The organism is Tessaracoccus flavescens (assembly GCF_001998865.1).
In the GTDB taxonomy this organism is placed as follows: Bacteria; Actinomycetota; Actinomycetes; order Propionibacteriales; family Propionibacteriaceae; genus Arachnia; species Arachnia flavescens.
Genome location: NZ_CP019607.1, coordinates 1,604,983 through 1,631,721, shown reverse-complemented (window position 1 = coordinate 1,631,721; position 26,739 = coordinate 1,604,983). Strand labels below are relative to the sequence as shown.

Annotated in this window: 29 protein-coding genes; 14 read left to right on the top strand and 15 right to left on the bottom strand. The window is 66.7% G+C overall.

All coding sequences use genetic code 11. From position 1 onward, the window contains the following. Nucleotides 1-141: 141 nt before the first annotated feature. The 8 genes from BW733_RS07775 to BW733_RS07740 all read left to right on the top strand — a co-directional run bounded on the left by BW733_RS07775 (nt 142) and on the right by BW733_RS07740 (nt 10,570). Nucleotides 142-4,008, top strand: coding sequence for a phosphodiester glycosidase family protein (locus tag BW733_RS07775; RefSeq protein WP_077349400.1), 3,867 nt, complete (start codon nt 142-144; stop codon nt 4,006-4,008). A gap of 180 nt (nt 4,009-4,188) precedes the next feature. After that, entirely contained in the window at nt 4,189-5,133 is a 945-nt protein-coding gene (locus tag BW733_RS07770; protein ID WP_202970309.1) for an enoyl-CoA hydratase/isomerase family protein, read from the top strand. 336 nt (nt 5,134-5,469) lie between these two features. Beyond that, a complete protein-coding gene (trxB, locus tag BW733_RS07765) occupies nt 5,470-6,405 on the top strand; it encodes a thioredoxin-disulfide reductase (protein ID WP_077349396.1) in 936 nt (311 codons plus the stop codon). A 142-nt stretch (nt 6,406-6,547) separates the two neighbouring features. Continuing rightward, complete coding sequence (gene trxA, locus BW733_RS07760) at nt 6,548-6,817, top strand: thioredoxin (protein WP_237268386.1); 270 nt, start codon at nt 6,548-6,550, stop codon at nt 6,815-6,817. Next, nucleotides 6,817-7,476 (top strand): hypothetical protein, encoded by a 660-nt coding sequence (locus BW733_RS07755; protein WP_077349392.1) that lies wholly within the window; start codon nt 6,817-6,819, stop codon nt 7,474-7,476. Before trxA ends, BW733_RS07755 begins: the two co-directional genes overlap by 1 nt. Before the next feature lie 55 nt (nt 7,477-7,531). Next, the gene (locus BW733_RS07750; protein WP_237268340.1) at nt 7,532-8,833 is read left to right on the top strand and encodes an aminotransferase-like domain-containing protein; all 1,302 of its coding nucleotides are present in this window, start codon (nt 7,532-7,534) and stop codon (nt 8,831-8,833) included. A 16-nt stretch (nt 8,834-8,849) separates the two neighbouring features. Next, nucleotides 8,850-9,785 carry a D-alanine--D-alanine ligase family protein gene (locus BW733_RS07745; protein WP_179947145.1) on the top strand — a complete coding sequence of 312 codons (936 nt, stop codon included), beginning with the start codon at nt 8,850-8,852 and terminating at the stop codon, nt 9,783-9,785. 2 nt (nt 9,786-9,787) lie between these two features. Continuing rightward, on the top strand, nt 9,788-10,570 hold the full coding sequence (locus BW733_RS07740) for an SURF1 family protein (protein ID WP_161490175.1): 783 nt from the start codon (nt 9,788-9,790) through the stop codon (nt 10,568-10,570). 354 nt (nt 10,571-10,924) lie between these two features. On the opposite strand, the gene BW733_RS07735 is transcribed toward BW733_RS07740, so the two are convergent. The 4 genes from BW733_RS07735 to BW733_RS07720 form a co-directional block, all read right to left on the bottom strand. Next, a complete protein-coding gene (locus BW733_RS07735) occupies nt 10,925-11,311 on the bottom strand; it encodes a DUF3817 domain-containing protein (RefSeq protein WP_418361333.1) in 387 nt (128 codons plus the stop codon). A 64-nt stretch (nt 11,312-11,375) separates the two neighbouring features. Then, the gene (locus tag BW733_RS07730; protein ID WP_237268385.1) at nt 11,376-12,269 is read right to left on the bottom strand and encodes a ParB/RepB/Spo0J family partition protein; all 894 of its coding nucleotides are present in this window, start codon (nt 12,267-12,269) and stop codon (nt 11,376-11,378) included. Then, nucleotides 12,266-13,027 carry a ParA family protein gene (locus BW733_RS07725; RefSeq protein ID WP_418361332.1) on the bottom strand — a complete coding sequence of 254 codons (762 nt, stop codon included), beginning with the start codon at nt 13,025-13,027 and terminating at the stop codon, nt 12,266-12,268. The genes BW733_RS07730 and BW733_RS07725 overlap by 4 nt, the downstream gene beginning before the upstream one ends. A 1,388-nt stretch (nt 13,028-14,415) precedes the next feature. Next, nucleotides 14,416-14,730 (bottom strand): dihydrofolate reductase family protein, encoded by a 315-nt coding sequence (locus tag BW733_RS07720; RefSeq protein WP_161490174.1) that lies wholly within the window; start codon nt 14,728-14,730, stop codon nt 14,416-14,418. Nucleotides 14,731-14,841: 111 nt separating this feature from the next. Here BW733_RS07720 and BW733_RS20075 point away from each other — a divergent pair, with 111 nt between their 5' ends. After that, the gene (locus tag BW733_RS20075) at nt 14,842-15,180 is read left to right on the top strand and encodes an SH3 domain-containing protein (RefSeq protein WP_077349381.1); all 339 of its coding nucleotides are present in this window, start codon (nt 14,842-14,844) and stop codon (nt 15,178-15,180) included. Between the two features lie 7 nt (nt 15,181-15,187). Here the strand turns inward: BW733_RS20075 and BW733_RS07710 are convergent, their stop codons facing one another. Together BW733_RS07710 and BW733_RS18905 are read right to left on the bottom strand one after the other, a co-directional pair. Further along, on the bottom strand, nt 15,188-15,646 hold the full coding sequence (locus BW733_RS07710; RefSeq protein ID WP_237268339.1) for an IS5 family transposase: 459 nt from the start codon (nt 15,644-15,646) through the stop codon (nt 15,188-15,190). 43 nt (nt 15,647-15,689) lie between these two features. Then, on the bottom strand, nt 15,690-15,983 hold the full coding sequence (locus BW733_RS18905) for a transposase (protein ID WP_202970307.1): 294 nt from the start codon (nt 15,981-15,983) through the stop codon (nt 15,690-15,692). A gap of 213 nt (nt 15,984-16,196) precedes the next feature. Between BW733_RS18905 and istA the strand changes: the two genes are divergently transcribed. Both istA and BW733_RS07700 read left to right on the top strand, forming a co-directional pair. Then, nucleotides 16,197-17,747, top strand: coding sequence for an IS21 family transposase (istA, locus tag BW733_RS07705; RefSeq protein WP_077349379.1), 1,551 nt, complete (start codon nt 16,197-16,199; stop codon nt 17,745-17,747). Further along, a complete protein-coding gene (locus tag BW733_RS07700; protein WP_077347044.1) occupies nt 17,744-18,487 on the top strand; it encodes an ATP-binding protein in 744 nt (247 codons plus the stop codon). The genes istA and BW733_RS07700 overlap by 4 nt, the downstream gene beginning before the upstream one ends. 238 nt (nt 18,488-18,725) lie before the next feature. On the opposite strand, the gene BW733_RS18240 is transcribed toward BW733_RS07700, so the two are convergent. After that, complete coding sequence (locus BW733_RS18240) at nt 18,726-18,899, bottom strand: hypothetical protein (RefSeq protein ID WP_161490173.1); 174 nt, start codon at nt 18,897-18,899, stop codon at nt 18,726-18,728. Nucleotides 18,900-19,009: 110 nt separating this feature from the next. Here BW733_RS18240 and BW733_RS07695 point away from each other — a divergent pair, with 110 nt between their 5' ends. After that, a complete protein-coding gene (locus BW733_RS07695) occupies nt 19,010-19,654 on the top strand; it encodes a winged helix-turn-helix transcriptional regulator (RefSeq protein WP_077349377.1) in 645 nt (214 codons plus the stop codon). A 224-nt stretch (nt 19,655-19,878) separates the two neighbouring features. Here BW733_RS07695 and rsmG read toward each other — a convergent pair whose 3' ends face one another. From rsmG to rpmH, 6 genes are read right to left on the bottom strand one after another with little or no spacing between them, the layout of a single operon-like run. Further along, nucleotides 19,879-20,469, bottom strand: coding sequence for a 16S rRNA (guanine(527)-N(7))-methyltransferase RsmG (rsmG, locus tag BW733_RS07690; RefSeq protein WP_077352827.1), 591 nt, complete (start codon nt 20,467-20,469; stop codon nt 19,879-19,881). 35 nt (nt 20,470-20,504) lie between these two features. Then, complete coding sequence (locus tag BW733_RS07685) at nt 20,505-20,975, bottom strand: Jag family protein (protein ID WP_077349375.1); 471 nt, start codon at nt 20,973-20,975, stop codon at nt 20,505-20,507. A 34-nt stretch (nt 20,976-21,009) separates the two neighbouring features. Then, entirely contained in the window at nt 21,010-22,134 is a 1,125-nt protein-coding gene (gene yidC, locus BW733_RS07680; RefSeq protein WP_077349373.1) for a membrane protein insertase YidC, read from the bottom strand. After that, nucleotides 22,135-22,428 (bottom strand): membrane protein insertion efficiency factor YidD, encoded by a 294-nt coding sequence (yidD, locus tag BW733_RS07675; protein WP_077349371.1) that lies wholly within the window; start codon nt 22,426-22,428, stop codon nt 22,135-22,137. A 1-nt stretch (nt 22,429) separates the two neighbouring features. Continuing rightward, the gene (rnpA, locus tag BW733_RS07670) at nt 22,430-22,777 is read right to left on the bottom strand and encodes a ribonuclease P protein component (RefSeq protein WP_077349369.1); all 348 of its coding nucleotides are present in this window, start codon (nt 22,775-22,777) and stop codon (nt 22,430-22,432) included. 14 nt (nt 22,778-22,791) lie between these two features. Then, the gene (gene rpmH, locus BW733_RS07665) at nt 22,792-22,929 is read right to left on the bottom strand and encodes a 50S ribosomal protein L34 (protein WP_077349367.1); all 138 of its coding nucleotides are present in this window, start codon (nt 22,927-22,929) and stop codon (nt 22,792-22,794) included. A gap of 345 nt (nt 22,930-23,274) precedes the next feature. Between rpmH and dnaA the strand changes: the two genes are divergently transcribed. Beyond that, entirely contained in the window at nt 23,275-24,645 is a 1,371-nt protein-coding gene (dnaA, locus tag BW733_RS07660; RefSeq protein WP_077349365.1) for a chromosomal replication initiator protein DnaA, read from the top strand. 220 nt (nt 24,646-24,865) lie between these two features. Here the strand turns inward: dnaA and BW733_RS07655 are convergent, their stop codons facing one another. Continuing rightward, on the bottom strand, nt 24,866-25,246 hold the full coding sequence (locus BW733_RS07655; RefSeq protein WP_077349363.1) for a methyltransferase domain-containing protein: 381 nt from the start codon (nt 25,244-25,246) through the stop codon (nt 24,866-24,868). After that, the gene (locus BW733_RS07650) at nt 25,243-26,016 is read right to left on the bottom strand and encodes a hypothetical protein (protein ID WP_077349361.1); all 774 of its coding nucleotides are present in this window, start codon (nt 26,014-26,016) and stop codon (nt 25,243-25,245) included. Before BW733_RS07650 ends, BW733_RS07655 begins: the two co-directional genes overlap by 4 nt. A gap of 319 nt (nt 26,017-26,335) precedes the next feature. Here BW733_RS07650 and BW733_RS07645 point away from each other — a divergent pair, with 319 nt between their 5' ends. Then, nucleotides 26,336-26,731, top strand: coding sequence for a VOC family protein (locus BW733_RS07645; RefSeq protein ID WP_077349359.1), 396 nt, complete (start codon nt 26,336-26,338; stop codon nt 26,729-26,731). Nucleotides 26,732-26,739 lie beyond the last annotated feature (8 nt).

The following is a 26,739-nucleotide window of genomic DNA, read 5'->3' as shown; positions in this document are numbered from 1 at the left end:
CGTGACAGCCTCACCGCCACCCGGTGAACCAATCTCACCGGTGCGTCACTGGCGGTTCACCGCGCCGCCGGTGAGCGTTCACATTCCCTTCGTAGCCTCACGGCGTCCGCAATCGCGGGCACTTCCCAGTGTGAGGAACACATGCGAATCAACGCGCCCCGGAGACTGGTGGCCACAGGCCTGCTTGGTCTCGCCCTTGTCGGACCGGTCCTGCCTGCCAATGCGTACGACGACCCCACCGAGATCGACGGCATGGTCCTCGATGCGCACGGGTCTGCGATCGTCAACGACGTGCAGCACACCGTGCTCGCCCCCGGACTCGACCACGTGAAGTTCGAGCGGCTGAGCTCCGCCGGCTGGATGCAGGTCAACGTCCTGCGCGCCAACCTCAGCGACTCGACTGTCAAGGCCGGCTACCTCGGCCCCGATGCCGTCGCCGGCCGGGGAACGGTCACCGAGTTCGCAGACGAGGCGGGCGCGCTGGCCGGCATCAACGGAGACTTCTTCGACATCAACAACTCCTACGCACCCGTCGGGGTGGCCATCTCCGAGACCGAAGGGCTGCTCAAGTCCGGCAGCCCCGGCCGCAACACCGTCATCGGGTTCGACGATGCGGGCCTCGGTCGTGTCGCCCAGGTGTTCCTGACCGGGACCGTCACCCTCCCGTCCGGACAACTGAGGGTCTCTGGCCTCAACCTCTCCGACGCCCCCGTGGGCGGCATCTCGCTCTACACCTCCGCGTGGGGCGACTACACCCGCGCCCGGATCCTCGCTCCCGGAGAGCGCGGCTCGGAAGTCATCGTCGGCGCGGACGGCGTCGTCACGTCGGTCAGTTCCACGCCCGGAAGCGGTCGCCTGCCCGAAGGCTCGACGTCGATCGTCGCGCGCCCCGGCGCCAACTCCGACGCGCTGCGGAAGGTCGCCGTCGGCGACACCGTCACGGTGGCCTACTCGCTCAACCAGGAGGCCGAGGACCTCAGGGTCGCGGTCGGCGGCCAGCCCACCGACGAGATGCCGCTGCTCGTCGACGGCAGGATCACCACCAACCAGTCCGAATACAACGTCTTGCGCAACCCGCGCACCGCGGTCGGCTTCGACGAGGACGGAGACACGGCGTACTTCGTCGTCATCGACGGCCGACAGGCGGTCAGCGTGGGCATGCCGCTGACCGAACTCGGCAAACTGATGCTCGACCTCGGGGCTGACGACGCCCTCAACCTCGACGGCGGAGGCTCGTCCCAGCTCAACACGCGCCTCCCCGGCGACCCCACCACCACCGTCCAGAGCCTGCCCTCCGACGGCTACGAGCGCAACGACGCCAACGGGCTGGGCCTCTTCCTCTCGCAGCCCGGATCCGGGAAGCTCACGGGCTTCACCGTCTCGACCGCGAACACGGCTGACGACTCCGCTCGGGTGTTCCCGGGCCTGCGCCGCACCATGGTCGCAAAGGGCCACGACGAGACCCTCTCATCGGTGAAGGCAACGCCCACCACGTGGGAGACCAGCCGGCCTGGGGTCGCCCTTGTCGCCGACGGCGTCGTCACCGGCGTCGCCCGAGGCACTTCGACCATCACCGCCCAGGGCTCCGACGGCGGCCTCGACGTCCTCGTCCTCGGCGACCTCGACCGGATAACGGCCAGCGCAACCGTCCTCAACCTCGAGGCGAAGGGCAGCACCGCAAAGATCAGGATCACCGGGGCGGATGCCGACGGGTACACGGCACCGATCGACCCCGCGGACCTCACCGTCAACAACCCCAACCCCGGCGCTTTCGAGGTCGAGCCCCTGGCCGACGGCTCGTTCGACATCGTCGCGACGGCGAGCGAGGGCACCGCGACCATCGCGTTCGAGGCCGAGGGAAAGCGCACCGAGGTCGCCGTCTCCGTCCCGCTCGAGCTGAAGGTGATCGACGACTTCTCCGACATCGGCGGCTGGTACTCCGCCAACGACAGGGCCCCCGGCGGCTCCGTGACCATCACCGAGGGCTACGGGGGAAGCGGCGGCCTCAAGATCGCCTACGACTTCACCCAGTCGACCGCCACCCGCGGCCAGTACGCCGTCGCGCCGGGCACCGGCATCGAGATCCCCGGCCGCCCGCAGAAGCTCTCCGTGTGGATCAAGGGAGACGGCAACGGCTCGCTGCTTCGCCTCCAGGTCCTCCAGGCCAACAACGTGCGTTCCTGGCTCGACGGCGCCGACGGCTCGGTCTACGCCAACTACGAGGGCTGGCAGCGGATCGACTTCAAGGTGCCAGAGACCTTCGAGTTCCCCATCAAGCTCGAACGGATCCGCGCCCTCGAGACCACCGCGGTCAAGCAGTACAAGGGCCAGCTCGTGTTCTCGCAGATCCAGGCGTTCCTCCCTCCCGAGGGCATCGTCGCGCCGACCATCGAGAAGGCGACCGATCCGCTCGTCGTCGAGACCGGTGCCACCGACGACTCCCCGCTGAGGGTCGCCGTGATGTCGGACGCGCAGTTCGTCGCCCGTGACCCGGAGTCCGGAGCGGTCCTGGGAGCACGAGAGGCGCTGCGCGAGATCGTCGCCAAGGAGCCGGACGTCATGGTGATCAACGGCGACCTCGTCGACGAGGCCTCACCCGAGGACTTCCAACTCGCGAAGAGGATCCTCGACGAGGAACTGGCCGGCGCCGACTTCCCCTACTACTACGTGCCAGGAAACCACGAGATCATGGGCGGCGCGATCACCAACTTCGAGGCGGCCTTCGGTGCCGCGACCGGCGTCTTCGACGTCCAGGACACGAGGTTCATCAGGCTCAACTCGGCGACCGGGAAGCTGGCCTCAGACTTCTCGCAGATCGAACTCCTCCAGGACCAACTGGTCGCGGCGAAGGCCGATCCGTCGATCACGGGTGTCGTCGTACTCAGCCACATGCCGACCAACGACCCGCTCCCGACGAAGGGCAGCCAGCTCTCCGACCGCAACGAGGCCGACATGATCGACTCGTGGCTGCAGAAGTTCCGGGCCGACTCGGGCAAGTCCATCGCGCTTGTCGCCGGCCACGTCGGCGCGTTCGACGTCTCCCGGGTCGACGGCGTGCCCTACGTCGTCAACGGGAACTCCGGCAAGGGCCCGGCCTCGACCCCTCAGAATGGCGGCTTCACCGGCTGGACGATGCTCGGGATCGATCCTTCCTCGGGTCTGACGGACGGGTCGTCGACGACGGCCGACTGGCTCCGGGTCGAGGTCAACACCCGCGTCGATGAGCTCACGCTCACCGCTCCGGCCGACCTCAGCGTCGGGGACTCGGGACAGGCAACCGCTGCCGTGACCCAGGACGGCGACCGCACGTTCGACGTCGCATGGCCCTCGAGCCTTGCCTGGTCGGGGTCGACGAACCTGTTCGTCGGGTCGGCCGCTGACGCCCCGTCGACGGCGGTCGCCGCCTTCGACCCGGCCACGAGGACCATTACCGCGCTGCGTGGGGGTGAGGCCGAGCTTCGGCTGAGCGTCAACGACAAGACGGCGTCGGCAAAGGTGACGGTCGCGGCGCCCTCCCCGTCCCCGACCCCCACCCCGTCGGCCTCGCCGTCGTCCAAGCCGTCCGCCACGTCTGAACCGTCTGCAGTGCCGACCACCCGACCGGGCCCGGTCGACGTGTACACGACCCCTGGCTACCACTCGGTCAACGGACGCGAGTGGCTGACGGTGTGCGAGCCGTACTCGAGCACCACCCGCTGCTACACCAACATCTGGGCCACGCAGATCAAGCAGACGAGCGCCGGCTTCGCGCAGGTGAGCGGGTGGGCGTTCAACAACCTGACCTACCTGAAGTCCGACCGGTCGCTGTGGGCCTCGAACCCCCTCGGCACGGCAGGCAGCTGGAGGAGCGGGGGACGCACCTGGCGGACCGAGTGCGACACTGCTCGCACGGGACGTGGGGCGTGCCGCAACTACGTCGAGGCCTCCGTCCTTTCCCCGGATGGGGACGGCGGGTACGCGTGGAAGAAGCAGGAGCTGTTCAACTCGATCGTGCTGTTCAACCGCTGATCGTCCACCGCAGGTCCACTCGGGGGCCGGGCTTTGCGCCCGGCCCCCGTCGGCTCGGTCGGCGCCGCCGGGCGGCGGGTCGCGCAAGAGTGCGCAGTCAGGGCCCGTTCACTCCACACGATCGTTCAGCCGTTCCACCCGGGTATGGATCAACGGCATCGCGCGGTTAAGCTGGCGCCCATGTCCGAATATCTCGTGACCGATGTGACCGACGGCATCGCCCGGATCACCCTGAATCGGCCCAACGCGATCAACGCGCTCGACGACTCCATGATGAACGCCATGTACGAGGCGCTCGCCACGTGGAGCAAGGACGACACCGTCACGGCTGTGGAGATCGCAGGAAACGGCGAGCGTGGCTTCTGCGCCGGCGCCGACGTCAGGACGCTCGCAGGACTCGTCGCCGACGGCGGCCCGTGGCTGCACTTCCTCGAGACCGAGTACGCGCTCGACATGATGATCGCCAACTACCCCAAGCCCGTCACCAGCTACATGCGCGGCATCACCATGGGCGGCGGCCTCGGCCTCGGCGGCCACGCCGACCGTCGGATCGTCTACTCCGACACCGTCATGGCCATGCCCGAGACCAAGATCGGCTTCTTCCCCGACGTCGGCATCATGTACCAGCTCTCGCGCGCTGGCGCCGTCGGCCGCCACATCGCGATGACGTCGGCCACCTTCACCGGAGGCGACGCCCTGCTGCTGAACCTGGCCGACGAGTCGGCAGACGGCCCGCTTCCCGCCCCCCTCTTCGACGGCTCCAACACCTGGATCGAAGAGTGCTACGCCTCCGACGATCCGGTCGAGATCGTCAAGGCGCTCGAGTCGCACCCCGACGAGAACGCCCGCCAGGCCGGGCGCGACCTGCGTGCCCGCTCCCCCTTCGCGGTGTTCGTGACGCTGCGCGCCCTGATCCGCGCGCAGAAGCTCCAGCTCAGCGAGGTACTCGACCAGGATCTCCGGCTCGCCGAGGGCGTGCTGCCGATGGGCGACTTCGTCGAGGGCGTCCGCGCCCTGCTGATCGACAAGGACAACGACCCGCACTGGCGCTACGCCACCCTCGAGGAGGTGCCGGTCGAGGAGGTCGACAAGGTCTTCTCGTACCGGTCCAGCTGGCAGCGCTGACCCGAGCTCGATGAGGGGCCGCCGATCCACGCGATCGGTGGCCCATTCGTTTCTCCCGCTCAGCGGTCCTCGAGGCCGTCGAGCAGCGGGGCGAGCGCGCGCTGTTCGCAGGCGAGTTCACCCTCGACGTCGTGTGGGGCTTCGTCTCGGCCGTCGCCACCGCCGGTGTGGGGCTGTGGGCCGGGGTCGCGGCGATCCGATCCGCCACACGGTGACCACACTCCTCGGGCGGGCCGACGCCGCCGCCCGAGCGGTGGCCCCCGCGCGACGCTCCGACGGGTGTGCGCGCGTCTTTCGCCACGATCTACTATTGGGGCGAGTCACCGAGAGGAACCCATGACCACGATCCACGATGTCATCATCATCGGCTCCGGCCCGGCCGGCTACACCGCCGCCATCTACGCCGCACGCGCGAACCTGAAGCCCGTCATCTTTGAGAGCGCGCTCGAGTCGGGTGGCGCCCTGATGAACACCACTGAGGTCGAGAACTATCCCGGCTTCCCTGAGGGCATCGACGGCCCTGAACTGATGGCCAGCATGCGCGCCCAGGCCGAGCGCTTCGGCGCCGTCCTCATCTCCGATGACGTCACCTCCGTCCAGCTGGACGGGGAGGTCAAGATCGTGCGTGACTCCGACGACGTCGAGTACCACGCGAAGGCCGTCATCCTCGCCATGGGCTCCGCCTACCGCAAGCTCGGGCTCGCTGACGAGGAGCGTCTCTCGGGTCGTGGCGTTTCCTGGTGCGCCACCTGCGATGGCGCCTTCTTCCGCGACAAGCCGATCGCCGTCATCGGCGGCGGCGACTCCGCCATGGAGGAGGCCACCTTCCTCAGCCGCTTCGGCACCAAGGTCGTCGTGGTGCACCGGCGCGACGAGCTGCGCGCCTCCAAGATCATGGCCGAGCGGGCCAAGCGCGATCCGAAGATCGAGTTCGCCTGGAACTCCGCCGTCGACTCGATCAACGGCGAGAACTCCGTCAGCTCGCTGACCCTGCGCAACACCGTCGACGGGACGCACAGCGACGTCGAGGTCAACGGCGTGTTCATCGCCATCGGCCACGAACCCCGCTCCGAGCTGGTCAAGGACCAGGTGCACACCGACGCCGAGGGCTACGTCCTGGTCGAGGGCCGCACCACCGCCACCAACCTGCCGGGCGTCTTTGCCTGCGGCGACCTGGTCGACCACAGTTACCGCCAGGCCGTCACGGCCGCCGGCTCCGGCTGCTCCGCAGCCCTGGACGCTGAGCGCTACCTGATGGACCTCGAGGACTGATCCTCACCCTTTCGCCGACCCACCGGGGTCGGCTTCCTGGCCGTGTCATGACGGCGGAGATAAACTCGACTACCCAGACGAAGGAGAAACAACCGTGGCAGTCACCGATGCGACCGAGAAGACGTTCACCGACGAGGTGCTGATGGCCGGCGGCCTTGTCGTCGTGGACTACTGGGCAGACTGGTGCTCCCCGTGCAAGCAGCTCTCCCCGATCATCGAGGAGCTGTCGAACGAGTACGGCGACGTCAAGTTCGTGAAGGTCGACACCAACTCGAACCCGAACCTCGCCGCCGATCAGGGCATCCTCTCCCTGCCGACGCTCCAGTTCTTCCAGGGCGGACGCGTGGCCAAGTCGCTGTCCGGCGGCAAGACCAAGAACGCCCTCAAGAAGGCGATCGACGAGCTGCGGTGATGAGCGATCGGCCCGGGCGCGCCGCGCCGGAAGAACCCGGACAGGAACCCACGACCTCCGACTGGAAGGCCGTGGACCGCTCGGGCGACGGGCCGAAACCTCCCCTCCCCTCCGCGGTGAAGTGGGGCGGCCTCGCCCTGCTCGCCGCCCTCAGCATCGCAGCGCTGGTGATCGGCATCGCGCTCGGTGGCGGATTCCGGCGCCCTGAGCCGACCCCCTCCCCCACTCCGTCGCCGGAGTTGAAGATGGAGGCGCCGATCCAGGTGGGCGACTACGTCCGCGGTGAGGTCAGCAGCGCCGACCCTGCCGCATCGGCCGAGAGCCTCCGCCAGGTCAGTGCCAACTACTCCGACGGCACCGCCTCGCTGCTCTTCATGATGGTGTGGCCCCAGTCCGACCTCGAGACCTTCATGAGCGACGCGGGCGTCGAGGCGAGCGCCAGGCCGACCCCCACTCCGACGGGGTCGCCGAGCGCAAGCCCGACGGCGTCAGCCAGCCCCGATCCTCAGGTCCTGTGCGGCAAGGCCATCGACACCGACACCCTCGCCTGCGGAACCATCGTCCGGGGCACCGGCCTCATGGTGGCCGCGCTCTCCGAGCAGGAAGAGGAGGAGATCCGCGGTCTCCTCACCGACTTTGAGCAGGCCGTCACGCCCTGAGCCGCGGGAGTAAGGTGGCGGCACCAGGCAGGCCGTCCCAGACAAGGCAACGCACGTGAGTGACCAACGACACGACACCCGGTTCGACCGGTTCGTCGACAGCTACGCAGAGCGCACCAAGGGCATGCGGGTCTCCGCAGTCCGAGCCCTGTTCGCCGTCGCCAACCGACCGGAGATCGTGTCCCTGGCAGGCGGCATGCCCAACATCAAAGACCTTCCCCTCGAGTCCATCGCCTCGTCCATGGGGCAGATGGTCGCTGAGAACGGCACCCAGGTCATGCAGTACGGCTCCGGCCAGGGCGAGCTGCAGCTGCGCGAGCAGATCCTCGACGTCATGGCGCTCGAGGGCATCCAGGCGCACCCGGACGACATCGTCATCACCGCTGGATCCCAGCAGGGCCTCGATCTCGTCACCCGCATCTTCTGCGACCCTGGCGACGTCATTCTCGCGGAGTCGCCGTCGTACGTCGGCGCGCTCGGCACCTTCCTCAGCTACCAGGCCGAGGTCGTCCACGTCGCCGGAGACGACGACGGGCTCGACCCGGAAGCCCTTCGCGAGACCTCCCGACGGCTAAAGGCCGAGGGCAAGCGGATCAAGTTCCTCTACACGATCCCCAACTACAGCAACCCCTCCGGCGTCACGCAGCCGCTCGAGCGCCGTCGCCAGGTGCTGGAGGTGTGCGAGGCCGAGCAGATCCTCCTCGTCGAGGACAACCCCTACGGCCTCCTGTCGCTCGACGCCGACCCGGTGCCCGCGATGCGCTCGCTCGACCAGAACGTGATCTACCTAGGATCGTTCTCCAAGACCTTCGCCCCCGGCTTTCGCGTCGGCTGGGTGCTCGCACCCCACGCTGTCCGCGAGAAGCTCGTCCTCGCGCAGGAGTCGGCCACGCTGTGCCCGCCCGTGTTCAGCCAGTTCGCGGTCTCCAACTACTTGTCAAACCACGACTGGAAGCACCAGATCACCGTCTTCAAGGACATGTACCGCGAGCGACGCGACGCGATGCTCGAGGAGCTCGCCGAACACATGCCTGACGGGGCCACCTGGACGAAGCCCGCGGGCGGATTCTTCGTCTGGGTCACGCTCCCCGAGGGCATCGACTCGCAGGCCATGCTCCCCCGCGGGGTCGACGCCCGGGTCGCCTTCGTGCCGGGGGCGGCCTTCTACGCCGACGGCGGTGGGGCACGCAATGTGCGGCTGTCGTACTGTTTCCCCACAGCGGATCGCATCCGGCTCGGCGTGCAACGCTTCGCAGACGTGATCCGCAACGAGCTCGAGGTGATGAGCATATTCGGCGTGCACGTCTCCCCGACCCATCTTCGCCGCGCCCCCGGGCCCGGCCCGAACCTCAGCTGAGCCGACAAGGAGTGGATTGGTTATGACCGTCATCGTGATCGCCGGAGGGCTGAGCCACGAACGTGACGTGTCGCTGCGCTCGGGTCGACGTGTGGCCCAGGCCCTGCGCGACGTCGGTCGCGACGTGATCGAGACCGACGTCAACGGAGACCTCGTCCAGTTGTTGCGTGACACCCCCGACGCCGTCGCCGTCCCCATGCTGCACGGAGGCCTCGGCGAGGACGGCGCGCTGCGCGAGGTGCTCGAGGTGCTCGGCGTCCCCTTCGTGGGCGCCAACGGAGCCTCGTCTCGGCTGACCTTCGACAAGTCGATCGCCACGTCGGTCGTGCGCGCCGTCGGCCTGAACGCCCCGCGCCAGATCGCGCTGCCCCACGACATCTTCCGCGAGCTTGGCGCGCCGGCCCTGATGGAGTCGATCGGCTCCCAGCTCGGCTACCCCCTGATGGTGAAGCCGTCGCGCAGCGGGTCGGCCCTCGGCGTGACGAAGGTCTCGTCGGCCTCCGAGCTGCCGAGCGCCCTCGTCGCCGCCTACGCCTACGGGCCGGTCGCCGTCATCGAGTCGTACCTGGAAGGGACCGAGATCGCCGTCACCGTGCTGGACGAGGGCGACGGTCCCGTCGCGCTTCCCGCGGTGGAGATCCGTCCTGAGTCCGGCGTCTACGACTACGAGTCGCGCTACACGGCAGGCACCACCCGCTTCGTCGCCCCCGCCCAACTGGACGACGACGTGCTCGCGGCAGCCGGTGCGCTCGCCGTCGCGGTGCACGAGGCGCTCGGGCTGCGGCACATCTCGCGGGTCGACATGATCGTGCGCGACGGCGTACCCGTCTTCTTCGAGGGCAACGTCGCACCCGGCATGACCGAGACGTCGCTCGCTCCCCTGGCGATCGAGGCCTCGGGCCGGGAGCTGGGCGAGGTCTTCGCCGCTCTCGTCGACCTCGCGGCCTCATGACCATGTCGCTGCGCACCAAGCAGACCCTCGCCATCGCGGCGGGCGTCGTGGTCGCCGTCGCGATGATGTGGCTCGGGCTCTGGCAGATGAGCTCATACGAGGAGTCGACGCGCGACGTGTCGGCCGAGCGGGCCGCGGAGCCGCCGGTCGCCCTGGCCGAGAGCGTCGCCGCCGATGGGACGGTCGCCGATGTCTACGGGCACCGGGTGACCTTCAGGGGCGAATACGAGCGGGATCATCAGGCACTGGTCGGCGACGCCTCCCCCTACCGCGTGGCGACCGCCTTCCGCCTCGACGACGGTCGACATGTCACCGTCGTGCGGGGCACCGTCCCCAAGGGCGAAGAGGTTCCCGCCGCACCGGAGGGGCCCCAGGACGTCGAGGGCATCTTCCTGGCCCCCGACAAGCCCTACGACGGCTCGTCGACCGACATCGCCGACTACGCGACCCTGCGGGTGCAGGAGCTGGCCCAGACCTGGCCCTCCCCGCTGATCGCCGGCTACGTCACGCTCGCCGAGGGCGACTCGGCGGCGCAGGGCCTCGGACAGGCGCCGCTGGAACTGCCGGAAGCTGAGGGGTCGGCCACGCACCGCGGCTACGCCCTCCAGTGGTGGGTCTTCGCGGCTGGCGCGATCGCCTTCGGGATCTACGCGGCCCGTGGCTTCGCCAAGGACGAGGCGAAGAAGCAGGTGCGGGTCGCCCGCGAAAACGAGACCGACCCGTCGAATGACCCCTCGGGAGACACGCCGTCGTCTCCGGTCGACCAGGTGTCGTCGACCGGCTGATCCGGAGACGCACCTCTCGTTGGGCGTTCCTGGAGCAGTCCACGGAGCCGTGCGAGAGGTCCCCACCCGTTCCTTGAGCAGCCTCCGCCGACGAAGTCGCGCGAGGCGTCGTCGAAAGGTCCTGGCCACGACCGCAGACAACCAGCACAACTCCTCGGTGACCGGCGCTACGGTCCGCGCCGAGTGGCCCTGTTGTCGGCGCGAAGGAACAACGAGCCCACCGGCCGAGGCGCTACGCCCCCAAGGAGCAGGCGAGGCGAGGGCGGCACGTCGACGCGAGCCACGACAGGGGCTCCGGGCGAGGGGCGCTGGCGAGGGCCCAGCGACGACGACGCCTTCCTGCTCCCGACGAGGTCAGGCCTGCTCGGCGACAGCCTCCGAGCGAGCCAGCGTTGCCCGGACGTTCTTCGTCGCGAAGTGCTCCGCCACGAAGGACAGGAACGGGACCGTGCCCGCCAGCATGATCGCGATGAACCACTTGATCGACCATCCGACTCGGCGTCCGAGGTCGTAGGCCGTGATCAGGAGGATCATGTACAGCCAGCCGTGCGGGATACCGGTCCAGACGACGACCTTGTCCACACTCCAGATGTACTTGAGCGGGAGTCCCACGCAGATCAGCACGACCAGCAGGATGCCCACCACATAGGCCATCACTCGGTACCTCAGCAACGCGGAGCGGACGCCAGGAATGTCCTCACGGTCGACGATCGGCTCCTGACTACGTACTTCCTCGGTCACAGTCCCTCGTTCCACATCAAATCTATTTGTCGATATATCGGTGTATTGTTATGTGGGTAAGTCGTTAGATGGTTTTGCCATCCAGAATCGCCATGATGCGGTCCAGATCGTCGCCGGAGGCGAACTCGATGGTGATCTTGCCCTTGTTCCGACCGATGTTGACCTTCACGCGGGTGTCGAAGTGGTCACTCAACTGCGAAGAGATCTCGCGCTCGCGGTCACTCGGGAGCCGTGGCCCCCGCTGCACAGAGCTCTTCCGTTCCCCTCCTCCCCTGCCCAGCGCCACGATCTCCTCGGTCGAGCGCACGGAAAGGCCCTCGGCGACAATGCGATCCGCCAGGTGTTCCTGCGCTTCGGCAGACTCGAGCCCGAGCAGCGCCCGCGCATGGCCGGCGCTCAGCACGCCCGCCGCCACCTTCGCCTGTACCCTCGGCGAAAGGTTCAGCAGCCGCAGGGTGTTGGACACCTGTGGGCGCGAGCGATGGAGCTTCGAGGAGAGTTCCTCCTTGGTGCACTCGAAGTCCGACAGCAGCTGGCTGTAGGCCTGTGCCTCCTCAATGGGGTTGAGGTTCGCACGGTGCAGGTTCTCCAGCAGCGCATCGCGGAGCAGGGCGCTGTCCTCCGTACCGCGCACGATGGCCGGAATGGATGCCCTTCCGGCCATCTTGGAGGCGCGCAGCCTGCGTTCCCCCATGATCAGCTCAAACTTGTTCCGACCGGCCTTCCGCACCACGACGGGCTGGAGCACGCCGAACTCCGCAATGGAGGCCGACAACTCCTCGAGATCGTCCTCATCAAAGACGGTTCGCGGCTGATGCGGGTTCGGAACGATCTGCTCCACCCGGATCTCGGCGAAGGTCGAGCCGTCCTTCAGTGGCTGGCTCTCATCCTCGTCCGTCCGCGCGAAAAGGTCGCCTAGACCTCGTCCGAGTCCACTCTGCTTGGTTGCCACGCTCAGTCCTCCGCTCCACGGTTGGCGATCTCTTCGGCGGCGGCCTGGTACGCAAGGGCGCCGATTGACTTGGGTTGATACGTGATCACCGGCAGTCCAAAGCTTGGCGCTTCCGCGATCTTCACCGATCGCGGGATCTCGTTGTTCAGTGTCTGCTCACTGAAGTGCTTCCGCACCTCGTCGGCGACCTCACGGGAGAGGTTCGTTCGTGAGTCGAACATGGTGAGCAGGATGGTGCTCAACTCCAGGTCGTCGTTCAAGTTGCCCTTCACACGGTTGATCGTCCGCATCAGCTGCGTGACGCCCTCTAGGGCGTAGTACTCGGCTTGGATCGGCACGAGGATCTCGGTCGCCGCAACGAGGGCGTTCAACGTGAGCAGGCCCAACGAGGGCGGGCAATCGAAGAAGACGTAGTCGACGCCGGACTCCTCGATATAGGTGATGATGGCGTCGCGCATCCGGTGCTCGCGACCGCGCTCGTTGACCAACTCCAGCTCGGCCGCGGAAAGGTCGATCGCCGCCGGGAGCACGTGGAGGTTCGGAGAGTGCGGCGAGGGCTGAGCATATTCGATGATCCCGACGCGGTCCATGAGCACCTCGTAGGTGCCCTTCGTACCGGGGGAGTGATCGACGCCCAGTGCGGTCGATGCATTGCCCTGAGGGTCGTTGTCGACGACCAGGACATTCAGTCCGCCGAGGGCCAGCGCGGTGGCGATGTTCACCGTCGTGGTGGTCTTGCCCACGCCGCCCTTCTGGTTGGCCACCACGATGATGCGTGGTTGCTTGGGTCGGGGGAGTTGCACGCGGTTGAGGGTGCTCGGCTCGATGATCTCATCGCCGTACTCGTCCTCAACGCTGGACTCCGACGCCGCACGCCTGGGCTGACCTAGCGTTTCACGTGAAACGCTGCTGTGGTCCTTCCACGGCTCCTCCTCGTCGATACGAGGCTTCCGCTTCCGAAAGAACAACGCCATTGAACCCTCCTCGTGGTCGTCTGAAACTCTACCGAACAACGCGCACGCGACACGAAGCGGTAGCGCCAATCCCTCAAGTACGCCATGAGGCTAACGATGTGTTCGCCATCCACAACCGCAATTCTCCGGCGACAGCAGTCTCGCTGCGGCCGTCACCAGTGGGTATCGCCGTCTCCTGGTCGCTGGTGGAAGCGCGGCAGCATCTACTTTCGTGCAGTGCCTGCGTTGAGTCCGTGAGCGAGACAGAGCGATGAGCACGCTGGAGAAGGTGGGTGCCCGGGGGCGCGGCCAAGCAGTGGCGGAGGTCGGCCTGCTTGTAGCCGGCCTGCCCATCAGGGAGGCCGCCAACACGTCTTCCTTAACCATCTGACGCTGGCCCGGACCAGGAGCACCAGGGATAGGGAGCCTAAGGTCTGCCCGCGCTCAGTGATACACCCACCCGCGTCTCGGACCCGGGCGCTAAGTTCGGGCCGTCACACGCGCGCCCTGACGCTCCACACGCCGGATCACCTCACCGGAACCGCACATTGGTAAAAAGGTATGTCGGCCTACAGTTTTATCGACATGCAGGTTTCTCGATGGGTTCCACGTGGAACGTCACGACTACACCGACCGTCAGTGATCCCATAGGCCTGGTCCGGCCAACCGACCCCTGGAGCCTCACAACCTGCGGCTGCGGGTCGAATTCAGGCTCGACCTAGAGAACGTTTCCTCGACAGACTTTGAACTGCGCCCCCTGACCCTAGGCACCTACTGGAAGCGCGCAGGATCTACTGACGGCTCCTTGAGGGGCTGGTCCCAAGCGCAGCCTCCGGGAAGCGTGACACAACTCACAGCCAAAACCGCCTCTTGCGAAGAATGCCGCGACCTGCCAGGCTCCCCGCACCCGGCAACCAGCCTCGGAATGGTCGCCATCCAGACCGAAGGCATGGTTCGGTTGTGACTTGCCGGAAAGGGGGAGCGAGGAGGGCGACCTGCGGTGGTCAGGGAGACCACGGAGTGGGTCGCGCAATCGCCCGACAGCTTACTTGGGGAGGTCCTTCAGCCCGCCGGCTCAGCTGGCGCCACAGCCGAACCTCTGGGATTCCGGCACCGGACGGCTCAGACACCGTGATCCGACCGTCAGGAAGACGCCTGAAATCGGGCTCGTCGCCCGTCCTGAGCACCGGCTATCCCATTCAGCCCTGTCGGCGACGATAGGTCAGGAAGGCGTTGCCGAGGGAAGTGCTCTCGCTTTCCAGAAGTTCGAGGCGCAAGGGAGCCTCCAGCGCATCGAAGATGCGGCGACCCTTGCCCACGAACACCGGGTGCACCGTCAAGGTCAGAGCGTCCAGAAGATCGGCGTCCAGCAGCTGGGCGATCACCGAGATGCCGCAGACGATGACGTCGCCGCCGTCCTGCCCCCGCAGTTCGCGCACGAAATCGAGGAGATCTCCCTCGATCAGCTTTGAGTTCTCCCAGGCGAGTGGCCCCTCCAGGGTGGTGGAGGGCACGAACTTCTCGAACGGGTTGATGACCAGCCCGAAGTCGTCGTTGTGCTTCGGCCACTAGGGTGTGTCTCCCATAGGCGGTGAGGGCCCTGTGCTGATGGGAGAATCGACGTTGTGCGATACGTGTTGACTGCTGATCATGAAATCCCAGACCGCGCACCGTTGGCGATCAAGCCCGGGGATGTTGTTCAGGTCGGAGATTGGGACACGGAGTGGCCCGCTTTCATATTCGTGACAGCATCACGGGGGACGGGATGGGTGCCCGGGCGTCACCTCGATATCGACGGCTCCGTCGGCACCTGTCGCGTCGCATACGACACGACTGAGCTGCCGGCTGTCGCGGGCGAGAGCGTCGATGTCATTGAGGACGATGCCGAGAGCGGCTGGTCCTGGTGTCGGAACTCTGGTGGCCGTGAGGGATGGATCCCGCACCGCGTCCTTACTGTTGCGTGACCGATCGTCATACGCGTAGCCAGGTGAGGATGGCGCAGAGGGTGATGCCGGCGCGGTAGGTGATCGCGAGTTTGTCGTAGCGGGTGGCGATGCCGCGCCATTGCTTGGCGAGGGCGAAGAACCGTTCGACGACGTTCCTTCCCTTGTATGCCTCGGCATCGTGCGCGGGCGGGCGGCCTCCTCGGCTGCCGCGACGTTTGCGGGCGGCGGCCTGGTCGCGCTTGTCGGGGATCACCGCCTTGATGGCCCGTCGTCGCAGCTCGCCGCGAATCACGCCGGTCGCATAAGCGCGGTCCGCAAGCACAGCATCCGGGCGTGTGCGTGGCCGGCCACGGCCGAGTCGGGGAACGTGGATCTGGGCGAGCACCTCGGTCAGCATCGCGCCGTCGTTGCGCTGCCCGCCGGTGATGATCATCGCGAGCGGGCGGCCATGCCCGTCGACGGCCTGATGGATCTTCGTGGTCAACCCGCCGCGGGAGCGGCCGATACCGTGACCAGCCGGTTCAACCTCATGCCAGGGCAGGTTCTTGTGATTCGATCCCGCCCCCTGTGTCTTGCTCAGGGCGTGTGGTGTTCGTCGCGTGCTGATGGGCACGCGCGATCGTCGCATCGATCGATACGGCCCAGTCGATCTTCCCGGCGGCATCGGCCCCGGCAAGGATCTGCGTCAACACTCGATCCCACGTGCCATCACCGGCATATCGGCGGTGCCGCTTCCATACCGTCTGCCACGGACCGAACTGCTCGCGGGGAAGATCACGCCACGGAATCCCGGTACGGAACCGATACGCGATGCCCTCCACGACCCGCCGGTTATCACCAAACGGGTGACCGCGACGGCCGGAGTTCGAGTGAATATCAGCGGTCGCTGGGGGCCGTTGATCGTGTGTTTGGGGGCCACTGGCTGGCGGTGGTGATCGTCTCGTTGGGGGCCGGCAGTGGTGTGGTTGGGGGCCGCTGGATTCTAGGCTCCTTCCGCCGTGTGTATAGGGCACGCGGCGGAAGGAGATTCTTCGATGGTACGAAAGATCAGGGCGAAGCTGGTGTTGCGGCTTCGCGCCGAGGGCTTGTCGGGGCGGGCGATTGCCGCGTCGCAGCAGATGTCGCGCAAGTCCGTGATGGCGGTGTTCGAGGCCGCCGACACCGCGGGGGTGTCGTGGGACGACGTCTCCCAGCGCAGCAACGACGAGGTCTATCGCCTGTTGTTCCCGGGGCGGGGTGAGCACGACACGGTGTTCGCTTCCCCGGACTGGGACCAGGTCCACAGGGAGATGGCCAGGGTCGGGGTCACGCTGAAACTGCTCCACGGCGAATACGCCGACTCGTGCGCCGCGGAGCGGGTGCCGGCGATGGGCTATGACCGGTTCTGCAAGACCTACCAGCGCCACGTCCTGGTCACCGGTGCGGCTTCGAGGGTGGGTCACAAGGCCGGGCAGAGCGTCGAGGTCGACTGGTCCGGGCCGACGATGGAACTGACGAACCCGGCCACCGGGGAGGTTTCGAAGGTCTATCTGTTCGTGGCGTGTTTGCCGTTCAGCCGGTTCGCGTTCGTCTATCCCGCGCTGGACATGAAGCAGGACACGTGGCTGCGGGCACACGTGGCCATGTTCACCGCCTTCAGCGGGTCGGTGCCCAGGATCGTGCCGGACAACTTGAAGACCGGGGTGGTGAAGCATCCCCGGGAGGGTGAGGTCGTGTTGAACGACTCGTATCGGGAGATGGCTGCGCACTACTCGGCGGCGGTGCTGCCCGGACGCGTGAGGAAACCCAAGGACAAGGCCTCGGTCGAGAACACCGTGGCTCATGTTGCGACCTGGGTGATCGCTGCCCTCAGGGACGAGGTGTTCACGTCGCTGCCCGAACTGGCCGCCGCGATCGAGGGCCGGGTCGAGGCTTACAACGCTGAGCCGTTCCAGAAGCGTCCCGGCTCACGGGCGAGTGTGTTCACGATTGAGGAGCAGCCGCTGCTGCGACCGTTGCCCCAGGTCGCCTACGAGATCAGCCGCTGGGCCTATGGGCGCCGCGTCGGACGCAGCGGGCACGTGGTCTGGGAGAAGAACCACTACTCGGTGCCTTATCTCCACATTGGATCTAAGGTCGACCTGCGGATCACTGACCGGGTCTTGGAAGTCTTCGCCGGGTCTCAGCGGTTGAGCAGCCACCTGCTGCTGCCGGAGGGATCCGCCGGGGGCTGGCGCACAGCCGAGGCCGACCTTCCCACCGGTGAGAAGTATCAGCCCTGGGACGCCGCCCGGGTCCGGGAATGGGCGGCCAGGGTCGGGCCGGCAGCGCAGACGGTCATCGACCGGATCTTCGAATCCGTGGCGATTGATGAGCAGGGCCTGGACCCGGCGTTGGCGGTGTTGCGGCTGTCGCGTCGGTTCTCCGCCGACCGGGTGGAGGACGCCTGCCAGCTGGCTCTGGCCGCAGGGGTCAGGTCGCCTCGCTACGTCCACCTCAGACCGATCCTGGACACCGGGCAAGACAAGCAGCCCATCCCAGAGCCCGTTGATGCCGGTGGCTACGTCCGCGGCGCCGACTACTACGCAGAGCGGAGCAGCCGATGAGCAGCTTGGACGTCGAGACCAAACGCAAACTCCGCGAGATGGGCGCCACCCCGCTGCTGGAGGCCATCCAGACCCAGGACGAGGCCTTGGTGCTCGGTCTCGGGTTCGAGGAACGGATCCGGATCATCGTGGACGAGGCACACTCAGCCTTCACCCACTCCAAAGTCGACGGCCTCATCCGCCGCGCTGGGCTGCGCTATCCCACAGCGGACCTGCGCAGGATCGACCTCGTCGAGGAACGCGGTCTGGACAGGGGCGTGATCTCGCAGCTGGCGACCTGTTCGTTCATCGAACGCTCCCACAACGTCGTGTTCCAAGGCTTCACCGGCTCCGGGAAATCCTACCTCGGCTGCGCCCTGGCGAAACAAGCCTGCCTCCACCGGATCCGGGCCCACTACATCCGAATGCCCGACCTCGCCGAAGCCTGGCATCTCGCCAAGGACAAGCCACAGGGGCAGATGAAGTTCCTCCGCAAGTACGCGGCCTTCACCCTGCTCGTGATCGATGAATGGCTCCTCGACCCACCCGACGAAAGCATGCGCAGCATGCTCCTGGAGCTCCTCGAGCGCCGCTACGACACCACCTCCACCGTCTTCTGCACCCAATACGCGAAGAAGGACTGGCACCAGCGCCTCGGCGGAGGAGTCCACGCCGACGCCATCATGGACCGCATCGTCCACAACACCATCTGGATCGACACCGGCACCCACAACATGAGAGAACACACCGCCACGAAGTGACCAGCCCGGCGCTGGTGGACGGCCCCGGCCCCCACCAGCGCCACCGGCGGCCCCCAACGTCAATATCGATGGCTCCCAGAGGCAATATCCAGTGGTCCCGTCAGGCTCGAATACTCACGAGGGCAGCAACGGCTCGATCCGCTCCCACTGCGCATCCGTGAACACCCGAAACCGCGAGCCCGTCGATCTCATCCGTTCAGCATCCCGCGAGTCCCGCCGACCATATGGGAGACACACCCTAGTCGGCCCACTGCTCGTAGATGACGCGGCCGAGCACCGCCCCCGTGACCCCGGACAAGGCCCGACCCATCAGCTCGCCCTCGCGCTCGCCGAAGGAGTCGAACTGGAACACGGACGGGTCGTCAACGACGCCGTCTACGGACGCGAACAGGTGGGCAGTGATCTTTCGCATGATGAGGTCCTTCGTCTCGTCGTCATGAGACCGGGGGTTCGGTCTGACGATTTACACTTTGCTTTGCGAAGTCTTGTTTGTCAAGCAAAGTCTTTTGGTAGGCTCAATGCATGGCGGCCAGGGGTTACGGACAGTACTGCGGACTCTCTCGTGCCCTGGAGTTGCTGGGCGAGCGATGGGGACTACTCATCGTCCGGGACCTGCTCTCCGGCCCACACAGGTTCGCCGACCTCGAGGCGTCCCTGGTCGGCATCCCTACCAGTGTTCTCACCAACCGCTTGAAAGAGTTGGAGACGGCCGGCCTGATCACCCGCGTTCCGGTGCACACACCGCGGCGCGGGACGGCCTACACCCTGACCGATGACGGACTGGCGCTCGAGCCGACCCTGGTGGAGCTCGGCCGTTGGGGTAGCTCGCGCATGGGAGGTCCACGCGACGGCGAGGTCGTCACAGCCGAGTCGCTCGCCATGGCGCTACGCACGACCTTCCGGCCAGAGCGCGCCGCCGGGATGGATCGAGAGCTAGGGCTCGTCATGGGCGACATCGTGCTCACGGTCACGATCCGGGGCGCCGACCTCGACGTCACCGTCGGTGGGGCAGCAACGCCGGCCTCGGTGCTGCACGCCACGCCTCAGATCAAGCGCCTGATCGACGGAGACCTCACGCCAGAGGAGGCTGTCGCGGAGGGGGTCGTCCGCGTCGACGGGGACCCGTCCGCCCTCGATGACTTCGCCTCGGTCTTCCGTCTGGACTGACCCTCGCTCACGGGGTTACCACTCGAGTCACTGAGGCAGGGGTCCGCCCTCTGCGGCACAGCGAAACGAACCCGGAAAGTGCTCATCACCCCCACACGGCACCCTGGAAACCTTGAGCACTAATCCGGACTCGATGTTGCCCCCGACGCATCCACTCCAGACGACACCCAGCAACGCCGAACGAACCCGGAAAAGTGCTCATCGCACCAAGTGCACCAGCCGGGTCAGCCGACCCTGACGGCGCGGGTCGGCTCGACGCCGGGGGCCGCGCGGAGCTCGAGCACCTCGGCGCTCAGTCCGGCGTTGCGCAGGACGTTGCCCGCGGCGCGGATCTCGTCCTCGGCCGACTCGCCCTTCAGGGCGGCCAGCATCCCGCCAGGCACGAACAGGGGAGTGGTCCACTTGAGCAGCCGGTCGAGCGGGGCGACGGCGCGGCAGATCACCACGTCGAAGTGCTGCCTGGTGTCCTCAGCGCGGCTGCGCAGGACGGTGACCCGGTCGCCGAGGCCGAGCTCGTCGACGGCCTCCTTGAGGAAGTTGGCGCGGCGCAGCAGGGGCTCGATCAGCGTGACGCGCAGATCGGGCCGCGCGATGGCGACGGGGAGGCCCGGCAGGCCCGCGCCACTTCCCACGTCAGCTACCTCGGCGCCGGTGCTGATCACGTCGACAAGCGCGAGCGAGTTGGCGATGTGGCGCTGCCACAGCTTGTCACCCTCACGGGGCCCCATGAGTCCCCATTCGATCCCGCGCGTACCGAGGATCCCCGCGTAGTTGCGCAGTTCCTCGGCGGCATGCGGAAAGGCCGCGGTGAGGATCTCCTCTGCCGCGGCCTCCGTGGACGACCCGGTCGTCACTGCTTGCTCACCACAACGCGCCGCGTCGGCGGCTCGCCCTCGGATTCGCTGACCAGACCGGCAGCGGCGACCTCGTCGTGGACGATCTTGCGCTCATAGGCATTCAGGGGAGCGAGGCGCACCTGCTCGCCGGTCTCCTGGACCTCGGCGATCGCGTCCTTCGCCATTACGACGAGCTCGGCGCGGCGCTTCGCGCGGTAGCCGGCCACGTCGACCATCAGGCGCGAACGGTGCCCGTTCTCGGTCATCACGACGAGGCGCGACAGCTCCTGGAGGGCGTCGAGGACCTCCCCGTCCTTGCCGACGAGGCGCTCGTCGTCGGTGTCGATGACGATGAACGCGCGGCCATCCTGCACCGAGTTCTCGATGTCACCGTCGAGGTCGGCGATGTCCAGCAGCTCCTCGAGGTAGTCGGCGACGAGGTCGCCTTCGGCCAGCAGGCTGGCCTCTGACTCATGATTCGACATGGGAGGTTCCTCTCCTCGTGCCCGAAGGCGTGGCTTACTTCTTCTTGCGCGACGACCGCGGCTGCGACTTCGGCGACTGCCGCGTCACGATGCGTCGGCCATCCTCGGTCGTGCGGACCGTCTGGCGGGTGACCTGCTGGCGCACGATCTTGGGCGCCTCGGTCTCCGTCTCTGCGGTGCTGGTGGATGAGGTGCCTGCACCCTCCGCGGCCTTCTGCAGGCGCGAGGTGAGCGGCTCCTTCGTCTTGTTCTTGCGGCGCTTGGCCGCCCGCTCCAGGACGATCGCCTCCGGGTCCCTTCCCTTGGCGAGCATCCGCTCCTCCCAGTCGATGTAGGCCGGGGTGTTGGGGGCGGGGTTGTTGCGGATCAGGAGGCCCTGCTGGCCCATGGTCCACAGGTTCGAGGTGAGCCAGTAGAGCAGCACGCCGATCGGGACGACGACGGCGGACACGGCGTAGATGATCGGGAAGAAGTACAGCATCATCTTCTGCATCTGCGCGGCCTGGCCGGTCAGCGCCTCCGGCGGCATGTTCTTGCGCTGCAGCTGGAGCTGGGTGACGAAGAAGGTTCCGACCATGGCGATCACCAGGATGATGCCGACGACCTGCGTCGCACCGAAGGGGGTGATCGGGAAGACGGTGCCAGCGATCCGAGCGCCGAAGATGGTGGCGTTCTGCAGCGAGTCGACCAGTTCGGGGGCGTTCTTCAGCCAGGTGCCGCGGATGTGGCCGTCCGCGACGCCCTGCAGCACGCGGAACAGCGCGATGAAGATCGGCATCTGGATGAGCAGCGGTAGGCAGGAGGCCATCGGGTTGACGCCCTCCTCCTGGTAGAGCTTCATCGTCTCCTGGCCGAGCTTCTCGCGGTCGTGGCCGTACTTCTTCTGCAGCTCCGCGACCTTCGGCTGCATGAGCTGCATGTTGCGAGCCGAGTTGATCTGCTTGACGAACAGCGGGATCAGCAGGGTACGGATGGTCACCGTCAGCATGACGATGGCCAGCGCCCAGTTCCATCCCGAGTCTGCACCGAGCAGCGGGGTGAAGACCCAGTGGAAGAACACCAGCAGGCCCGAGACTGCCCAGTAGAGCGGCTGCATCATCGAGGACAGCACGCTCATGAAGCCGTCCCAGAGATTCAGCGACACGAACAGATCGATCACTTAAGACACCTCAATCGAGTGGGACGCCTGGTCCCGGGAAACATCTTGATTCTGTTGGGCCCAGGCAGCCGCCTCCGGCGTGCCCGGCACATAGTCCACGCCACCCATTGACCACGGGTGGCAGCGGGCCAGGCGCCTGGAAATCAGCCCGACGCCCTTGACGGCGCCATGGGTCTCCAGCGCGGTCAGCCCGTAGGCCGAACACGTCGGATGGAACTTGCATACGTCCCCGTACATCGGCGAGATGAACCGACGCCATCCCTTGACGAACCAGATCAGCGGATACTTCAGCATCTCAGGCTCCGGCCTTGGCGAACGCCCGCTCCCACGCGACGCGCAGGTCCTCCCCGAGGCGCTGCGGCTCGGTGGCGGCAGCGGGGAGGGCCCGGACGACGACGTCGGTCACGAACGGTGCATCAAGGGGGACGGCGAGGTGGCGTAGACGACGCTTCACGCGGTTGCGTGTCACGGCGTTGCCCACCTTCTTGGAGACAACAAAACCCACCCGGGTGAACTCGGGTGGATCTTGAAGGTGGTTCCGGCGCACGTGCACCACCACTGTCGGCGTCGCGGCTCGAGACCCACGCCGTACAGCGGTACCGAAATCACTTGGCCGCTTGAGACGGCGTGGACCCGGCAGCACGGACGCCCTGGTCCTTACGCGGAGAGCTCGACGCGACCCTTACGACGACGGGCGCTCAGGATCGCGCGGCCGGCGCGGGTACGCATACGGGTGCGGAAGCCGTGGGTGCGGCTGCGGCGACGGTTGCTCGGCTGGAACGTGCGCTTGCTCATGGGATTACTCCCTCTAAAGTCGAAGTGTTGGCAACTGCCCGGATGGGCAGGGGGAAGTGGCCACCGAAAGATGGCGACTGGTCAACGATACGTGCCCAGAGCCCTGTTAGCCAAACCAACAGTGGTCCAGCCAAGCGACTAAGCAAATTACAGTCGTGTAGTCCAGTCGACACACCGACGATTCCGAGAAATCGCCTTGCGAACCTGAGCGAAGAGCACTAGTTTCGTTGTTCTGTCTCGCCGGTTATCCACAGACCCTGCGAGGGTGCAGACCTTGAGGGAGAGTTATACCCTCTTGTGGACAACTATGTGGACGAGTGACGAGGCGGACTAACCGGTTCCGCCATGAAAGTGGGTGGGGTGAGCGAATCACCGACGCCGGACCTGGCGAACCTCTGGGAAGAGGTCATCGCCACAGCGGAGATGTCTTCCCGCGCCTGGCTGCGCCGCACCCGTCCGCTCGAGATGCACGGCAGCACCCTGATGCTCGCGGTCGCGGACGAGACGACGCGTGAACGGGTCGAGACCAGGCTTCGTGCACAGATCGAGGACAGGCTGAGCGACGCCTGTGGACAACCCACCCATCTCGCGGTGATGATCAACCCCGACGTGGTGCTCGAGGAGCCGGTCGAGGATCCGGCACCGCCTGCGGATCTGCCGCCCCAGCCGATGCTTCCGCGCTCCAAGCCTCAGGAAGTGCGACTCAATCCGCGCTACACCTTCGAGTCCTTCGTCGCAGGTTCCTCGAACCGCTTCGCCCACGCCGCCGCCGCAGCTGTCGCCGAGACGCCGGGGAAGTCGTACAACCCGCTGATGATCTACGGCCCCTCCGGGCTTGGCAAGACGCACCTGCTGCACGCCATCGGGCACTACGTCAGCAACTACTACGAGCAGCTCCGGGTCAAGTACGTCTCGACGGAGGAGCTCACCAACGACTTCATCAACGCGATCTCGTCGAACCGCACGGCCGAGTTCCGCAGCTCCTACCGCGACGTCGACGTCCTCCTGGTCGACGACATCCAGTTCCTGGAATCGAAGATCCAGACCCAGGAGGAGTTCTTCCACACGTTCAACACGCTGCACAACGCGCAAAAGCAGATCGTGATGACCTCCGACCGGCCCCCGAAGCTGCTGGAGGCGCTGGAGCCTCGGCTGCGGTCCCGCTTCGAGTGGGGCCTGATGACCGACATCCAGCCGCCCGACCTCGAGACCCGCATCGCGATCCTCCGCAAGAAGGTCGCCTCGCAGCGCCTCACAGCGGGCACCCAGGTGCTGGAGTTGATCGCCTCGAGGATCCCGACCAACATCCGAGAACTCGAGGGCGCCCTGACCCGCGTCGCCGCGCTGGCAAGCCTCAATCAGCAGGAGATGACGGTCACGCTTGCCGAGGAGGTCCTCAACGACCTCATGCCCGACGACGCGGCCCCGGTCGACGCGCAGACGATCATGGACGCCTCAGCCCGCTACTTCGGGATCACGATGGACGATCTGACCGGCTCGAGCCGCGTGCAGACCATCGCCCAGGCACGCCAGGTCGCGATGTACCTGTGTCGCGAGCTGACGGATCTGTCGCTGCCGAAGATCGGCGGCAAGTTCGGCGGCCGCGACCACTCGACGGTGCTGCACGCGGTCCGCAAGATCAGCGAGAAGATCGGCGAGGACCGCGCACTGTACAACCAGGTCACCGAGCTGACCAACCAGATCAAGCAGTCCTGACCCCGGCCGGATCTTCGCCGGCGTTTCTTCGGGGCGGTTCATCCGGCGGGTCGACATCAGCACGCGGTGGCAGCTCACGAGATGCCCCGGGTGAACAACAAGACTTGAACCCGCGACATCCGAACCGACCGCGGACCGCATGAAGGCTCTGGCCAAGACTCCAGACCAGCATCAGTACCTTTCGGCGACGGGCGCCGCCGCTCCGCGGGGCCAACCCTGCTCAAGGAACGCAGTAACCACGAAGTCGCGCGAGGCGTCGACGAAAGGCCCCCACCACGACCGCAGACCACGTGAAGAGACGTGAGAGCCCACCAGAAGCTTCGCCACCGGTCGCGACGGCGGTCGGCAGCCACGGCTGGTCGCGCAGGGCCATCGCGAGCATGCCGGAGGAGAGGTCCACCCCGATCACGCGCAGCCCCCGGCCGCGCAGATGGGAGGACACACGGCCGGCACCGCATCCGGCATCCAGGGCGAGCGCGTCGACGCCCGCCAGCGCGGCGAACTGGTCGATCAACGCGATCTCCTCTGGTTCCTCGGCCCTGAGGTCGGGAAAGGTGTCGGCGTAGGCCCGGGCGACGATGTCGTAGGCGTCGGAGGTCATGAATCCGCCCCCGCTGCCCTCGCTACGGCCCGCCGACGCAACCAGCCCCACACGGCCAGCCCGATGCACAGGAGAGCGAAGCCCCGCACCACCCACAGCATCCACGGCACCTGGACCTCGTATCCCAACGGGAGGCCAGTCAGGGCGGGGATCAGCGCGAAGATGCCTGGCCGCCTTCCCGCGAAGTCGCCGCCGAAGGTCAGCAGGAGGATGCACGCCGTGATGCCCAACCAGATCAGCGGAACGAGCACACTGTCACCCTTGTCGCCGCGCAGACGCCCAACGAGGGCACTGATCAGGAAGCCGAGGGGGAACAGGACGAAGAACCAGACGATCGGCCCCAGCAGCATGCCCATCAGCAGCGGAAGCAGCATCATCGCCCACGCGCCGAGCACGCTGCCGCCGTCGGCGTAGTAGTCCGGGGTCCCCCTGACCGCGAACCACATCACCGCCATGAGCACCACCGGGAGCACCGCGAAAGGCCAGAGCCAGACGGACTTGGAGGTCGAGCGGTTGAGCGAGAGCCGGTAGGTCAGGATCTGGATCGCGCCGGCCACGACCGTCGCAGGCACCGCGATGATAGCCACCATGGTCCATGCCCCGTCGGCGGCGGTGGGGTCGACGACCGTCGTCGCGACGATCGCGATGCACAAGCCGACCAAGGTCAGGATCGCGAACGCAACCGCGTCTGCCGGACCCGGAGGTTCACGGTCCGGCTTCGGGGTCCGCTGGTTCTCGCCGGCTGGGTGGATGCTCTCACGCTGTGCCATGTGGGCTGCTCTCGGCCCTCGAATCGTAGGTCAGAGGCTGGGCACAACCCTGTGTCCACGCCTGGGGAACCACCTGTGGATAACTTTCCGCCCCGAGACTCTCCACAAATCCTCCCCGTGTAGTTCTGGTTCCATCCACAGCCGGTCAACACGTCCATCTCCCGATCGACTACGCTCGATGTCGGTTATCCACAGGATCCACAGGGGTTATGAGTAAGAAGAAGATGTAATTACTTCAAGGGACTACAAGTCACGTGTGTGGGAAACCTCTGCCCCTCGTTGGCCTCTGGCACGATGGACGCGACGAAAGGTGGCGTCCATGGCCTCCCGACCCATCCACTTCGAGCTCCACGTCGACGACCTCGACCGGGCCCGTGACTTCTACTCCGCCGTGTTCGGCTGGGGTTATCAGGACTTCAGCGAGTACGCCGGTCAGCCGTACTTCGCCATCGTGACCGGCCAGGACGAGGAACCAGGCATCAACGGTGCGCTTGTGCAGCGACGCGTACCGGTCGTCGACGACAATCCCGTCAGCGCTGCGGTGCTGGCCATGGGGGTGGAGAGCTTCGATGCGGTCGCCGAGACCATCCTCGGTAACGGGGGAGAGGTGGCGGTGCCGAAGACCGCGCTGCCCGGGATGGCGTGGCAGGGATACTTCCTCGATCCCGACGGAAACGTGTTCGGGGTTCACCAGCCCGACGAGTCGGCCGCCTGATCGCGATG

Excerpts from the sequence above, each read along its gene's own strand:
- BW733_RS18240 (WP_161490173.1), bottom strand. The coding sequence starts at position 18,899 with ATGCGAAAGATCACTGCCCACCTGTTCGCGTCCGTAGACGGCGTCGTT.
- dnaA (WP_077349365.1), top strand. The coding sequence starts at position 23,275 with ATGAAAGTGGGTGGGGTGAGCGAATCACCGACGCCGGACCTGGCGAAC.
- BW733_RS07700 (WP_077347044.1), top strand. The coding sequence starts at position 17,744 with ATGAGCAGCTTGGACGTCGAGACCAAACGCAAACTCCGCGAGATGGGC.
- BW733_RS07740 (WP_161490175.1), top strand. The coding sequence starts at position 9,788 with ATGTCGCTGCGCACCAAGCAGACCCTCGCCATCGCGGCGGGCGTCGTG.
- BW733_RS07650 (WP_077349361.1), bottom strand. The coding sequence starts at position 26,016 with ATGGCACAGCGTGAGAGCATCCACCCAGCCGGCGAGAACCAGCGGACC.
- BW733_RS07695 (WP_077349377.1), top strand. The coding sequence starts at position 19,010 with ATGGCGGCCAGGGGTTACGGACAGTACTGCGGACTCTCTCGTGCCCTG.
- rpmH (WP_077349367.1), bottom strand. The coding sequence starts at position 22,929 with ATGAGCAAGCGCACGTTCCAGCCGAGCAACCGTCGCCGCAGCCGCACC.
- BW733_RS07685 (WP_077349375.1), bottom strand. The coding sequence starts at position 20,975 with ATGTCGAATCATGAGTCAGAGGCCAGCCTGCTGGCCGAAGGCGACCTC.
- yidD (WP_077349371.1), bottom strand. The coding sequence starts at position 22,428 with ATGCTGAAGTATCCGCTGATCTGGTTCGTCAAGGGATGGCGTCGGTTC.
- trxA (WP_237268386.1), top strand. The coding sequence starts at position 6,548 with ATGGCCGGCGGCCTTGTCGTCGTGGACTACTGGGCAGACTGGTGCTCC.
- BW733_RS07775 (WP_077349400.1), top strand. The coding sequence starts at position 142 with ATGCGAATCAACGCGCCCCGGAGACTGGTGGCCACAGGCCTGCTTGGT.
- BW733_RS07655 (WP_077349363.1), bottom strand. The coding sequence starts at position 25,246 with ATGACCTCCGACGCCTACGACATCGTCGCCCGGGCCTACGCCGACACC.
- BW733_RS07770 (WP_202970309.1), top strand. The coding sequence starts at position 4,189 with ATGTCCGAATATCTCGTGACCGATGTGACCGACGGCATCGCCCGGATC.
- BW733_RS07755 (WP_077349392.1), top strand. The coding sequence starts at position 6,817 with ATGAGCGATCGGCCCGGGCGCGCCGCGCCGGAAGAACCCGGACAGGAA.
- istA (WP_077349379.1), top strand. The coding sequence starts at position 16,197 with ATGGTACGAAAGATCAGGGCGAAGCTGGTGTTGCGGCTTCGCGCCGAG.
- BW733_RS07645 (WP_077349359.1), top strand. The coding sequence starts at position 26,336 with ATGGCCTCCCGACCCATCCACTTCGAGCTCCACGTCGACGACCTCGAC.
- trxB (WP_077349396.1), top strand. The coding sequence starts at position 5,470 with ATGACCACGATCCACGATGTCATCATCATCGGCTCCGGCCCGGCCGGC.